Source organism: Mycobacterium sp. NGS41 (assembly GCF_059812725.1).
In genome coordinates, this window is record NZ_JCALDF010000023.1 from 72,265 (window position 1) to 85,049 (window position 12,785).

The following is a 12,785-nucleotide window of genomic DNA, read 5'->3' on the forward strand; positions in this document are numbered from 1 at the left end:
CACACGCAGCAGCCGCCGAGGTCAACGACAGCGAGCGGTCGCGGCTGGGGCGGGCCGCCTTGGAGACTATGGGCACCTTGGACACGCGCCTCATTCTCGACCAAGTCGAGGGTCTTGCGGATCAAATCGCTCACGGCGTCGAATTCCACCAGGAAGCCGTCGTGCCCGTAGATGGACTCGACCACCTGCAGGCCGGTGCAGCCCGGCAGCAGCTCGGCCAATTCCTCCTGCAACCTCAACGGGTACAGCCGGTCGGAGGTGAAGCCGCCGACCACGACCGGCACCGGGCACCCGCGCAGCGCCGCTGCCACCCCGCCACGCCCGCGGCCGACGTCGTGGCCGTTCAGCGTGTCGGTCAGCACCACGTAGCTGCCGGCATCGAAGCGGTCCGCCAGCTTGTCGCCCTGATACTCCAGATAGCTCTGCACGGCGTAACGGCCGCCGGCCGCCGGGTCTTCGTCGCCCTGGCTCATGTTGCCGAATCGGTCGTCGAGCTCAACTTCGCCGCGGTAGGTCAGGTGCGCGAAGCGGCGGGCGATCTTCAGGCCCTCATCAGGTGCCCTGCCGGTCTCGTAGTAATCGCCGCCCTGCCAATCCGGGTCCGCCTTGATGGTCGCGATCTGAGTGGTCTGGGTTCCGATCTGGTTGGCGGTGGAGCATGCGCCGACCGCTAGCAGTAGGCCGGCCCCAACCCGGTCCGGGTGGCTGACTATCCATTCCAAAGCCCGTGCGCCGCCCATGGATCCGCCGACGACGGCGGCAACCTGATCAATACCCAGGGTGGCCAGCGCGGCGACATCCGCTTCTACCTGATCCCGCACCGAAATATGCGGAAACCTCGAGCCCCACGGCTTTCCGTCCCGGGCCGGCGAGCTCGGCCCGGTAGAATTACCGCAACCGCCCAGCACGTTGGTGGCTATCGCGCACCAGCGGTTGGTGTCGATCGGCGCACCCGGCCCGGCCACCCCGTCCCACCAGCCCGGCGTGCGATGCCCGGGTCCGGCGGGCCCGGTGATGTGCGAATCACCGGTGAGCGCGTGCAGTACCACCACCACGTTGTCGCGCGCGGGCGACAACTCGCCCCACCGCTGCACGGCGATGGAGACGTCGTCGATGACCGCGCCGTTTTCCAGCCTCAGCGAACCGATGTCGACCACGCCGATCTCACCTTCGGCGGGCAGCGTCTGGATATCCATGTCTTGGATGGTCATATCAGCACCCTCAGACAGCCGCCACGGAGTGCGATTCGCCGCTGAACTTCCGTGCTGCGGCAAACCCGAGATCCAGGTCGGCGAGGATATCGTCTATTCCTTCGATGCCCACCGCTAAACGCACCAGCCCCGGGCTGACGCCGGTGCTCAGCTGCTCCGCGGGACTCAGCTGCGCGTGGGTAGTCGATGCCGGGTGGATCACCAGCGACCGCACGTCACCGATGTTCGCGACGTGGCTGTGCAGTTGCAGCGCGTTCACGAACGCCTTGCCGGCGTCTGCACCCCCGGCCAGCTCGAACGCCAGCACCGCGCCGGTTCCCTTGGGCGCCAGCTTCTTTCCCAGCTCGTACCACGGCGAACTGGGCAGTCCCGCGTAGTTGACCGACAGCACGCGATCGTGGGCCGCCACGTATTCCGCGACCCGCTGCGCGTTGGCGACGTGCCGCTCCATGCGCAGGCTCAGCGTCTCCAGTCCCTGGGCCACCAGGAACGCGTTGAACGGCGACGCCGCCGATCCGAGATCGCGCAGCAGTTGCACGCGGGCCTTCAGCGCAAACGCCGGCGGCCCCAGCTCGGCGTACACGACGCCGTGGTAGCTGGGGTCGGGTGTGGTGAAGCCGGGGAAGCGGCCCTGTGTCCAGTCGAAGGTGCCGCCATCGACGATCACGCCGGCGATCGCGGAGCCGTGGCCGCCCAGGTACTTGGTTGCCGAGTGCACCACGATGTCGGCGCCCTGTGTGAACGGCTGGATCAGGTATGGCGTCGCGATGGTGTTGTCGACGATCAGCGGTATGCCGTTGCGGTGCGCGACCTCGGATACGCCGGGGGTGTCCAGCACGTCGATCTGTGGGTTGGAAATGGTCTCGGCGAAGAACGCCTTGGTATTGGGCTGTACCGCCGCCTGCCATGCGTCCAGATTGTCGGGGTCGTCGACGAAGGTGACCGCGATGCCGAGCTTGGCCAGCGAATAGTGGAACAGGTTATAGGTGCCGCCGTAGAGGCGCGGGCTGGAGACGATGTGATCGCCGGCCCCCGCCAGGTTGAGGATGGAGAAGGTCTCGGCGGCCTGCCCGGAACTCAGGAACAGTGCGGCCACGCCGCCTTCCAGCGCCGCGATGCGCTGTTCGACGACGTCGGTGGTCGGGTTGCCGATCCGGGTGTAGATGTTTCCCGGCACCTCGAGTCCGAACAGCGCGGCGGCGTGCGCGACGTTTTCGAAGGTGTACGACGTGGTCTGGTAGATCGGCAGGGCACGGGCGCTGGTCGCCGAGTCGGGTTGCTGACCCACGTGAACCTGCTTGGTTTCGAACGACCAATGCGCGGTCGGATCGGCCCCACTGCTGTTGGGCTCGGTCCTCATGACAGGTGCTTTCTGCTCGGTAGTGGGCTGGCGAAAGGGCCTGGAGTGGGCCCCGGGATGGGCGGAGCGGCGATCACGCGACAGGGCATACGGCAGGCACGGCCGATTGGACTGGATGGATGCGCATAAACGTTTCCCTGTCAGCTCAAGGGGCCCGTTATGGCGGACCCGCGCTTGCCGCGTAGCCGGGTTCGGCTACTCAACCTGGTCATCACCCGGGGCACCCCACCGCGGTTGGAGGGTTGCCGGCCAGCAAGCCGGGGCTTGACGCTGGCGCTCATGACCGATTCGCAGCTTATCGCATGGCGCCGAGCCGATGCCAATTAGCCAGGCTCAGCTTTTGCCGCAAACCGTTGGACCGAGTTTTTGTACGCTGGCGTCCAGCAGCAACCACGCGCCAAGCCGACGGCTGGGAGGACACGAACACAGATGTCCAACGAACCCAAGATCAAAGGCATCAAGGTTCGGGGCCCGGTGGTAGAGCTCGACGGTGATGAGATGACGCGCGTCATCTGGAAACTCATCAAAGACATGCTCATCCTTCCGCATCTCGACATCGAACTGGACTACTACGACCTGGGCATCGAGCACCGCGACCAAACCGACGATCAGGTGACGATCGACGCGGCCTATGCCATCAAGAAGCACGGTGTCGGCGTCAAGTGCGCAACCATCACCCCCGACGAGGCCAGGGTGCAGGAATTCAACCTGAAGAAGATGTGGCCGTCGCCCAACGGAACGATCCGAAACATTCTGGGCGGCACGATTTTTCGTGAACCGATCGTGATCTCGAATGTGCCGCGGCTGGTTCCGGGCTGGACCAAGCCGATTGTGATCGGCCGTCACGCCTTCGGTGATCAGTACCGGGCGACGAACTTCAAGGTCGACCAGCCCGGTACGGTCTCGATCACCTTCACTCCCGCCGACGGCAGCGAGCCGATCGTGCACGAAATGGTGTCCATTCCCGAAGACGGCGGAGTCGTGATGGGGATGTACAACTTCAAGGACTCCATCCGCGACTTCGCGCGCGCGACGTTCTCCTATGGCCTGCACGCCAAATGGCCGGTGTATCTGTCGACCAAGAACACCATCCTCAAGGCCTACGACGGCATGTTCAAAGACGAGTTCGAACGCATCTACGAAGAGGAATTCAAGGACAGGTTCGAAGCCGAAGGGTTGACCTACGAGCACCGCCTGATCGACGACATGGTCGCCGCCTGCCTCAAATGGGAGGGCGGCTACGTGTGGGCCTGCAAGAACTACGACGGCGACGTCCAGTCGGACACCGTCGCCCAAGGCTACGGCAGCCTGGGCCTGATGACATCGGTGCTGATGACCGCCGACGGCGGCACGGTCGAGGCCGAAGCCGCGCACGGCACGGTTACGCGGCATTTCCGGCAGTATCAGGCCGGCAAACCGACCTCGACAAACCCGATCGCCTCGATCTTCGCCTGGACGCGGGGACTGCAGCACCGCGGCAAGCTGGACAAGACGCCGGAGGTGAACGAATTTGCCGAGACGCTGGAAAACGTGGTCATCGGCACGGTCGAGGACGGGAAGATGACCAAGGATCTCGCGTTGCTGATCGGCCCCGAGCAGGAGTGGCAGAACAGCGAGGACTTTCTCGAATCTCTCGCCGACAACCTGCACAAGGCGCTAGCGAATTCCTAGTGGCGATCGCAAGCGCGGCGCAGCCGGGCGCGGCGGGTCGCCACCATCAGGCCTAGCTGGCCGGTGGGTTGACCGCGCGAAGATGCGGGCAGCACTCCTCGAGGAAATCGGTGATGAGCTCCGTGACGCGTCCCGGCGCCTCGAACATCGGCACGTGGCCCACGTTGTCGAGCTTGGTGACCTGGTAACCCTCCGGCAGGTTGGTGGTGAAATGCCGGGTGAACCTGGGTGAGGGAATGATCCGGTCTTTTTCGCACATCGCCAGATGCGCCGGGACGGAAATCAGCGCGAGCTCGTGCAGACCGGGCAGCAGCGTGGCCTTGACCAGTAGTTGCAGGTATGCGGGGCAGTGCGCGACGTCCTCGATGCAGCCGAGCAGATCGCTGTGGCCGACCCCGTCTGGGGATGCGCTGAGCGCGTAGGTGGCCAACCGGCGGCTGAACGGCAGGCTCATCACCCGCGCCCCGAACAACCAGGCGAGCCCCAACAGCGGAACACCCAAGATGAACTTGGCGATCACCTCGAACTTGGCCGGAGTCCATCGCGTCCAACCGCCCGCCGGGGCGATGCCGGTGACGCTGCGTGCCCGTCCACGCCGCGCCAGCTCGAATGCGACCCAGCCGCCCAGGGAATTGCCCACGATGTGGGCGGTCTTCCAGCCCAGTTCATCCATCTGGCGCTCGACGTGATCGGCCAGCACCGCGGAGGACAGGAACCAGGTTCCAGCCCGTGGCCCCCCATTGTGGCCGGCCATCGTGGGTGCGAACACTTCGTACCGGCCGGTGTCGGCCAATTGCTGGGCTACCGTCTCCCAGACCCGCTGGGACAGCAGGAACGGGTGTAATAACAGGACCGGTTCGGCGGATCCGTCTGAGGGACCCAGATGGATCGGCGCGCGAGGCGTCACGCTCATGCTGCCGACACTAAATGCGGTACCGCCGGTATCGCAAGCGGGCTGCTCTGGTGTCGGAGTCCGGCCGTCGGCGGCGTGACAAGATCTACGGCATCATGAGCACCGCAACCGGCGCCGGCCGGATCTTTTCCGGCGTACAGCCCACCTCTGATTCGCTTCACCTTGGCAACGCCCTGGGCGCCGTCAGGCAGTGGGTTCCGCTGCAGGACGACCACGACGCGTTCTTCTGCGTGGTCGACCAGCACGCCATCACCATCCCGCAGGATCCCGAGGCGCTGCGCCGCCGCACCCTGGTCACCGCCGCGCAGTATTTGGCGCTGGGCATCGATCCGGCTCGCAGCACCATCTTCGTGCAGAGTCATGTGCCCGCGCACGCCCAGCTGGCGTGGGTGCTGGGCTGCTTCACCGGCTTCGGGCAGGCATCGCGGATGACTCAGTTCAAAGACAAGTCGACGCGGCAGGGAAGCGACTCGACGACGGTCGGATTGTTCACCTATCCGGTGCTGCAGGCCGCCGACGTGCTGGCCTACGACACCGATCTGGTCCCGGTAGGGGAGGACCAGCGGCAGCACCTCGAGCTGGCGCGCGACATCGCGCAGCGGTTCAACAGCCGCTTCCCGGACACCTTCGTGGTTCCCGACGTGTTCGTTCAGAAGGTCACCGCCAAGATCTACGACCTGGCCGACCCGACGTCGAAGATGAGCAAGTCGGCGAGCACCGATGCCGGGCTGATCAACCTGCTTGACGACCCGATGTTGTCCGCCAAGAAGATTCGCTCGGCGGTGACCGACAGTGAACGCGAGATCCGCTACGACCCGGACGCCAAGCCGGGCGTGTCCAACCTGTTGAGCATCCAGTCGGCGCTCACCGGGGTTGCTATCGACACCTTGGTCCACGGCTACGCCGGCCGCGGCTACGGGGACCTTAAGCAGGACACCGCCGAAGCCGTCGTGGAATTCGTGCGCCCGATCAAGGCCCGCGTCGACGAATTGACCGCCGATCCCGTCGAATTGGAGGCGGTGCTGGCGACCGGCGCACAGCACGCCGACGAGGTGGCCAGCAAAACCGTTCAGCGGGTTTACGATCGGCTGGGGTTCCTTCCGCAACGGAAATAGGTTGACCATGAACGAGCAGGCCGAGCCGGCCGAGCCGGGAATCTTCGATCGGCTGCGGGCTCGGTTCGGATGGTTGGATCATGTCGTCCGCGCCTACCAGCGTTTCGACGAACGCAATGGCGGCTTCTTCGCTGCCGGCCTCACGTACTACACGGTCTTTGCGTTATTTCCGTTGCTGATGGTCACTTTCTCGGTGATCGGATTCGTGTTGTCGCGGCAGGTCAAGTGGAGGCAGACGATCTACGACCACATCGTCGCCTCGGTTTCTCCCCAGGTGGGCCAGCAGTTGATCCATCTGGTGAATCAGGCGATCGGTGCGCGCGCGTCGGTCGGGGTGATCGGCCTGGCCACGGCGGCCTGGGCCGGCCTTGGGTGGATGTCGCATTTGCGGGCCGCATTGACCGAGATGTGGTGGGCACAACGGATCGACTCACCGGGGTTCGTGCGCAACAAGATTTCCGACCTGTTGGCGATGTTCGGAACGTTCGTGGTGATGTTGGCGACCATCGGACTGTCCGCGCTCAGCCACACCCGGCCGATGGCCGTGGTGCTGAAATGGTTTGGCATACCGGAGTTTTCGATATTCGACACGATTTTCCGGTTTGTTTCGTTCGCGGTGTCGATGCTGGTCTCGTGGTTGCTGTTCACCTGGATGATCGCCCGGCTACCGCGCGAGAAGGTCAGCCTGGTGGACTCGATGCGGGCCGGGTGGTTGGCGGCGGTGGGGTTCGAAGCGTTCAAGCAACTGGGGTCGATCTACCTGGCAGCGGTCACCGGCAGTCCGGCGGGACGCGCGTTCGGCCCGATATTGGGTCTGATGGTGTTCGCTTATATCACTGCGTATCTCGTCTTGTTCGCCACCGCGTGGGCGGCGACGGCATCGGTCGATCCGCGTGCCAAGCCCGTCGACCCACCCCCTCCCGCAATCATCGCCCCACGGGTGCAACTCGACGAGGGTCTCAGCACACGTCAGACGGTCGCCGCGATGGCCGTGGGAGCCATTGGTGCGCTGACGTTTTCGCGCTTGACGCACTGGCGGCGCTAGGAGTGCGACCAGTCGCCGCGCACCATGACGGCGCTCACCTGCAAATCACGGTCCAGCACAACAAGATCGGCGTCATAGCCGGGCCGCAGGCTGCCCACCCGGTCCAGCCCGAGGGCGCGTGCCGGTGTCGTCGAGGTCATCTGAACCGCGGCGGCCAGCGCCGCGTCACGGTCCTCGCCGAGTGCGGCCACATTGCAGAAAAGCTGGTCCATGGTGGCGGTGCTGCCGGCGATCGTCGACGTTCCATGTACCCGCGCCACCCCGGACACCACGTCGATCGGTACCGCGCCGAGCCGGAACTCGCCGTCTTGGCAACCAGCCGCGGCGATCGCATCGGTGACCACGGCGACCCGGTCGGGGCCGGCAGACTCGATCACCGCGCGCAGCACGGCGGGGTGTACGTGCACACCGTCGGCGATCAGCTCGACGGTCACCCGCGGGTCGGCCAGCAATGCGAGCACGGGCCCGGGATTGCGGTGGTGCAGTGGCGGCATGGCGTTGAACAGATGAGTGCCGACCGTCGCACCCAACCCAACGGCATGTCGAGTCTGCTCGTATGTCGCGTCCGTATGTCCCACGGCGACAACAACACCCGCGTCCAGGAACTGTCGGATCGCGGCGTCGGATCCGGGTAGCTCAGGTGCCAGCGTGACCATCCGGATCGCGTCGCCGGCGGCGGCCAGCACAGCGTCGATCTCCGCGGGATCCGGATCACGCATCCGGGTCTGGTCATGCGCGCCGCAACGAGCCGTGCTCAGCCACGGCCCCTCCAGATGAATGCCTGCCACCACGCCGTTTCGGGTCGCCTCGGCCAGTTCCCGCACGCCGGAAATCAGCTCCGCGGGCCCGGCGGTCACCAGGCTGGCCAGCGTAGTGGTGGTGCCGTGCCGCAGGTGAAACTCCGCGGCGGCCGCGATCTCGGCCGCTTCCGGGTAGGACGCGCCGCCGCCGCCATGCACGTGCATGTCGATAAAGCCCGGAACCACAAGGCAATCGGAGAAATCGACATCGGCGGGCCGGGGCGCTGGGCCGGCTCCGCAGGCGACGATCTGCGTACCGGAAGTCTCGAGCCATCCCGGCCGGCGGACCTGCCCGTCGATGGCGACGGCGCCGGCGCGGATCATGCGCGGGTGCTCTCCCACCGGCCGCCGTTTTCCCAGAAGTGCCGGATCTCCTCGAGCTGGCGGCCTTTGGTCTCCGGTGCGTAGCGGTACACGACGACGAAAGCAACCGTCGCGAAAGCGCAGAACACCGCGAAAGCCCCTGCGCCGCCGAGGGAATCCAGCATTGTCAGGAAACCGGCCGCGACGACCGCGTTGGCGATGAGCGTGAAGGTGAGCATCGTGCTCGACCCGATCGATCGCAGGCGGGTCGGGAAGGCTTCGCCCGCATACACCCATAGCAGCGAGCCGAACCCGAAGCTGTAGCCAACGATGTACATGAGCACGCCGGCGAACCCGAGGGCCGGCGCCGGACCATTGCCGGGGCCCCGAGAGAACGCCATGATCATCACGATGTCGGCGACGATCATCACGGCGATGCCGGACAACAGGATTGGGCGCCGGCCCAGTCGATCGACGAGTACCAACGCGGCGAACACCGCCAACAAGCCGGCGACCTGCACGAGTGCCAGAGCCAGTAGCGCGGAATTGTCCGTGAAGCCCATGCCTTTGAGAATTTTGGGGCCGTAATAGATGACCGCGTTGATGCCGGTGACCTGGGCGAGAACGCCGAGCGCGACCACAAACACGGTGGCCCGCAGATATGGCGGTCGCAGCATCTCCGACAGCCGCCCATTACCTTCGCTTATGGCGCCGGTGATTTCGGTCAGCTCCGCTTCGACATCGGCCTTGGGTTCCACCCGTAGCAGCGCCTCGCGCGCCTCGCCGACCCGACCCTTCATCAAGTACCACCGAGCGGTATCCGGCATGCGGGCCAGCAGCGGCAGCAGCAGCATCGCGGGAACGACGGCCAGCCCCAGCATCCATCGCCAGCTGTGTATACCGGCAAGCAGATAGGCGGTCAGGTAGCCGATGATGAGTCCGCTGACGGTCGCGAATTGGTAAGCGGCCGACAATGATCCACGCACCGCCGCCGGTGCGCACTCCGCCACGTACACGGGGACGACCACCACCGACACGCCGATGGCCAGGCCCAGCAGCAGCCGCGCCACCAGCAGCATCGGCAGCGACACCGAGAACGCGCCCAGCAGGGCGAAGGCTGCGTAGCCGACGAGGATCAAGATTATCGACTTCTTTCGCCCGATGGCGTTGGCGAGTACACCGCTGCCGAGCGCTCCCGCGATCTGGCCGATCACCACCATCGTCGTCAGGAGTTCTTTTTGCGGTGTCGTCAGGTGGAATCGGTCGGGGACAAACAGCTGCGCGCCGGCGATGATGGCGAGGTCGTACCCATAGATGACACCGACGCTGGCCGCGGTGAGCCCAATCAGCAGTCCTCGCCGCACGGGATGCGTCAGCCTAGTGTTCCGGCCGGCTGTTCATTGAGCGCGCGACCATGATCAGCCCGAACACGACCAGCACGCCGACGATGGCCACGCCGACGCGTACCGGAAGCGAATCGGGCGACGAAGTCAGTCCGGCGGCCTGGGTGGCGTCGGCCGGCCGATCCGTGGGGCGTCCGGCACTCGCCAGCGTGGGGTCGGGTTCGACCAGCGTGCCGACCTGGGTGCCGGCCGGGGTGCTGAACCCGTAGTCCAGCAAATGCGCGGCCTGTTCCCAGGGGGCGATCGGCTGCCGGGTTCCGTGCAGGAGCACCGCTACCAGGCGTCGGCCGTTGCGGTTGGCCGCACCCACGAAGGTCTGGCCGGCGTCGTCGGTGTAACCGGTCTTGCCGCCCAGCGCGCCCGGGTAGTGATAGACCAGCTGGTTGTCGTTTTCCAGCTGGTAGCCGGGGTGGTCGCCGTGGCCGGGGAAGTCGAAGGCGCGGGTCGCGACGATGTCACTGAAGGTGGGGTTATGCCAGGCGTACCGGTAGAACAGGCCGATGTCGTAGGCCGAGGTGCTCATGCCTGGCCCGTCCAGTCCGGACGGCGTGGCCACCCGGGTGTCGTGGCCGCCGAGCTTGGCGGCCAGCATGTTGATCTTCTCCAAGGCGGCCTGCATTCCGCCCAGCTGCGTGGCCAGCGCGTGCGCGGCGTCGTTGCCCGAATGCATCAGCAGCCCGTGCAGGAGCTGGTTGACGGTGTACATGCCGTCGGCGTCCACGCCGACCTTGGTGCCCTCGGCCGCCGCGTCGTCGGCGGTCCCGGGAACCGACTTGTTCAGGTTGAGCGCGTTGATGGCGGCCATCGCCACCAGCACCTTGATGACGCTGGCCGGGCGGTGCCGGCCGTGCGGGTCGCGGGCGGCGATCACCGCGCCGCTGTCCAGATCCGCCACCAGCCACGCCCCGGCGGAGACGTCGCCCGGTACCGGTGACGTGTTGGGTGCGGTGACGATCCCGCAGCCGCCCAGCGCGTCGCCGCCGACCGGCTTGGGTGGTACCGCCAGCGGCACCGGCGCTTCACCGGCCTGGGGAACCTCCGACGAGTCGACCGCCGGCGGCGTGGACACCTTGTACGGGCATGCGGCCGGAACCGCGTTGGGACCGGCGTCGGGTTCGGCATGTGCGAAGGGCAGACCAGGACCGGCCGGCGCAGCAATCAGAAAAAGTGCGGCGACGAACGCCGCGCCACGCGACGAGGACGGTAACCGAAGCATCGTTTGAGCAGCGTAGGCGATCGTCGGGCGCTTCGCAGGTAGCCGCGCTGTGACTGATGAGACTGAAGTTACCCGCGGGCCTGAAGGGGGCGTTGCGGCGAGTCTGGTCCCCAGCTCGACTCTGCGCTGAGGGCGCGGCTCACTCGAACTTTTGCGCCGTGGACGCAGGCTGATGCCCGCACCGCAGGCTCGACGAGCCCGGCAGCCTTAGCAGTTGACAGTGTCAAGAAGATGAGTGACACTGTCAATTAACCATGAAACTGCTCACGCTGCCCGAATTCGCCGCCGTCGCCGCCCACGCGGTGCAGGCGTCCGGAGCGGTGCCCGACAACCGTCAGGCCAAAGCGGTCCCGGCCGAGCGCATGGTCCGCTACTACACCGCGCGCGGCCTGTTGCCCCGACCCGGGACGCGGGGACGTGCGCTGACCTACGGGCGGAGCCACCTGATCCGCCTGGTGGCCGTCAAACGGCTACAAGGCGAGGGGCTTTCGCTCGACGAGATCGCCCAGCGCCTCGAGCGGATGCCGCAAGCGGAGCTGGAAGCGCTGGCCGCGATACCGCCCAGCGCCATGCCCGCCGACCTGGGCGACCCGGAGCCCGCCTCGGCTGCGGTCCCGGCCCGGGCGGCCGGCCGCTTCTGGCAGATCGCGCCGCAGACCACATCGGAGCCGGCCGCCGCCCAGCCGGCCGTGACAGACCTGCGAGCCGTCCGGCTTTCCGACGGTGTCACGTTGCTGATCGACGGCCTTGAGGGCCCACTGCCTTCGCTCGACACCCTGCGCGGCGCCGCGGCGCCGCTGCTCGACCTCCTCGCCAACAACGAAAGGACACCCGATGAGCACTGAGTTACTTCCCCTTCTCACCGCCGAACAGACGCCGGCGACACCCGGCCGGCCGACCTGCGGCGAGCTGAGCTCGGCGACCGGGGAACGGCTGCCGTTGCGGGCGCTGAGCGTCGAAACCGCCATCGTCGGCATGACCGCGACGTCCACGGTGCGCCAGCGGTTCGCCAACACCGGCGATACCACCATCGAGGCCACCTATGTGTTCCCGTTGCCGGCCCGCGCGGGTGTGACCGACTTCGTCGCTTCCCTGGCCGGACGTCGGGTAATCGGCGTGCTGAAGGAGCGCGGCCAGGCCCGCGCGGACTACGAGCACGCGCTGGTCTCCGGGCAGCGCGCCGCGATCGTGGAGGAGGACCGCCCGGATGTGTTCTCGGTGCGGGTCGGCAACCTCGGGCCCGGTGAGGAAGCGACCATCGAGATGGTGTTGACCGGCCCGCTGGCGTTCGAGGACGGCGAAGCCACCTTCCGCTTCCCGCTCGTGGTCGCCCCTCGATACACCACCGGGACCCCGGTCGAGGGTGATCAGACCGGCGGCGGGCTGGCGGCTGACACCGATGCCGTGCCCGATGCGTCGCGGGTGACTCCGCCGCGCCTGTCGGACACCGACCGGCGACCTGACCTAGAGATCTCGCTGACCGTGGACGGCGGCGGGCTAGCCGTGTCGGACCTGCGGGCATCGCTGCCCACTGCCGTCGTGACATCCGACGGTCCGACGCGGCTGCAGGTCGAGCCCGGGGCCCGTGCCGACCGTGACTTCGTGCTGCGCTTCCACGTGGACCGCCACGAGTTGTCGTCGTCGGCGCTGCTGGTTCCCGACCCCGACGGTGACGAGGGCACCTGGTCGGTGACCGTGCTGCCGCCCGCCGAGACCGCCGGCACGCCGCGCGATCTCGTCGTCGTGCT

At 66.7% G+C, this 12,785-nt stretch carries 10 protein-coding genes, 1 pseudogene and 1 riboswitch; of the genes and pseudogenes, 5 read left to right on the forward strand and 6 right to left on the reverse strand.

Going from position 1 to position 12,785, the window contains the following annotated elements; all coding sequences use genetic code 11:
• Positions 1-89 precede the first annotated feature (89 nt).
• Together metX and AC5Y21_RS19130 are read right to left on the reverse strand one after the other, a co-directional pair.
• A pseudogene (metX, locus tag AC5Y21_RS19125) lies at positions 90-1,211 on the reverse strand (homoserine O-acetyltransferase MetX); the annotation flags it as partial.
• Positions 1,212-1,221: 10 nt separating this feature from the next.
• The gene (locus AC5Y21_RS19130; protein ID WP_499914669.1) at positions 1,222-2,571 is read right to left on the reverse strand and encodes a bifunctional o-acetylhomoserine/o-acetylserine sulfhydrylase; all 1,350 of its coding nucleotides are present in this window, start codon (positions 2,569-2,571) and stop codon (positions 1,222-1,224) included.
• 165 nt (positions 2,572-2,736) lie between these two features.
• A riboswitch (SAM riboswitch) is annotated at positions 2,737-2,856 on the reverse strand.
• A 144-nt stretch (positions 2,857-3,000) separates the two neighbouring features.
• Here AC5Y21_RS19130 and AC5Y21_RS19135 point away from each other — a divergent pair.
• Positions 3,001-4,242, forward strand: coding sequence for an NADP-dependent isocitrate dehydrogenase (locus AC5Y21_RS19135; RefSeq protein WP_499914672.1), 1,242 nt, complete (start codon positions 3,001-3,003; stop codon positions 4,240-4,242).
• Positions 4,243-4,294: 52 nt separating this feature from the next.
• Here AC5Y21_RS19135 and ephH read toward each other — a convergent pair whose 3' ends face one another.
• On the reverse strand, positions 4,295-5,092 hold the full coding sequence (ephH, locus tag AC5Y21_RS19140; protein WP_499914704.1) for an epoxide hydrolase EphH: 798 nt from the start codon (positions 5,090-5,092) through the stop codon (positions 4,295-4,297).
• Positions 5,093-5,250: 158 nt separating this feature from the next.
• On the opposite strand from ephH, the gene trpS reads away from it, so the two are divergent.
• Together trpS and yhjD are read left to right on the forward strand one after the other, a co-directional pair.
• Positions 5,251-6,270 carry a tryptophan--tRNA ligase gene (gene trpS / locus AC5Y21_RS19145; RefSeq protein WP_499914707.1) on the forward strand — a complete coding sequence of 340 codons (1,020 nt, stop codon included), beginning with the start codon at positions 5,251-5,253 and terminating at the stop codon, positions 6,268-6,270.
• Positions 6,271-6,277: 7 nt separating this feature from the next.
• A complete protein-coding gene (gene yhjD, locus AC5Y21_RS19150) occupies positions 6,278-7,315 on the forward strand; it encodes an inner membrane protein YhjD (protein ID WP_499914674.1) in 1,038 nt (345 codons plus the stop codon).
• Here yhjD and nagA read toward each other — a convergent pair.
• From nagA to dacB1, 3 genes are read right to left on the reverse strand one after another with little or no spacing between them, the layout of a single operon-like run.
• Positions 7,312-8,439: an N-acetylglucosamine-6-phosphate deacetylase gene (gene nagA / locus AC5Y21_RS19155; protein ID WP_499914676.1), complete on the reverse strand. Its 1,128-nt coding sequence runs from the start codon at positions 8,437-8,439 to the stop codon at positions 7,312-7,314. The genes yhjD and nagA overlap by 4 nt on opposite strands.
• Positions 8,436-9,782, reverse strand: a complete 1,347-nt coding sequence (locus AC5Y21_RS19160) for a sugar porter family MFS transporter (protein WP_499914678.1) — start codon at positions 9,780-9,782, stop codon at positions 8,436-8,438. The genes nagA and AC5Y21_RS19160 overlap by 4 nt, the downstream gene beginning before the upstream one ends.
• A 13-nt stretch (positions 9,783-9,795) precedes the next feature.
• A complete protein-coding gene (dacB1, locus tag AC5Y21_RS19165; protein ID WP_499914680.1) occupies positions 9,796-11,037 on the reverse strand; it encodes a D-alanyl-D-alanine carboxypeptidase DacB1 in 1,242 nt (413 codons plus the stop codon).
• A gap of 254 nt (positions 11,038-11,291) precedes the next feature.
• Between dacB1 and AC5Y21_RS19170 the strand changes: the two genes are divergently transcribed.
• Entirely contained in the window at positions 11,292-11,882 is a 591-nt protein-coding gene (locus tag AC5Y21_RS19170; RefSeq protein ID WP_499914682.1) for a helix-turn-helix domain-containing protein, read from the forward strand.
• Positions 11,872-12,785 (forward strand): VIT domain-containing protein (locus AC5Y21_RS19175; RefSeq protein WP_499914684.1); only part of this gene is annotated, 914 nt, incomplete at its 3' end. The genes AC5Y21_RS19170 and AC5Y21_RS19175, both read left to right, overlap by 11 nt.

Coding starts and splice junctions, on each gene's coding strand:
- AC5Y21_RS19130 (WP_499914669.1), bottom strand. CDS start 2,571: ATGAGGACCGAGCCCAACAGCAGTGGGGCCGATCCGACCGCGCATTGG.
- AC5Y21_RS19135 (WP_499914672.1), top strand. CDS start 3,001: ATGTCCAACGAACCCAAGATCAAAGGCATCAAGGTTCGGGGCCCGGTG.
- trpS (WP_499914707.1), top strand. CDS start 5,251: ATGAGCACCGCAACCGGCGCCGGCCGGATCTTTTCCGGCGTACAGCCC.
- yhjD (WP_499914674.1), top strand. CDS start 6,278: ATGAACGAGCAGGCCGAGCCGGCCGAGCCGGGAATCTTCGATCGGCTG.
- nagA (WP_499914676.1), bottom strand. CDS start 8,439: ATGATCCGCGCCGGCGCCGTCGCCATCGACGGGCAGGTCCGCCGGCCG.
- dacB1 (WP_499914680.1), bottom strand. CDS start 11,037: ATGCTTCGGTTACCGTCCTCGTCGCGTGGCGCGGCGTTCGTCGCCGCA.
- AC5Y21_RS19170 (WP_499914682.1), top strand. CDS start 11,292: ATGAAACTGCTCACGCTGCCCGAATTCGCCGCCGTCGCCGCCCACGCG.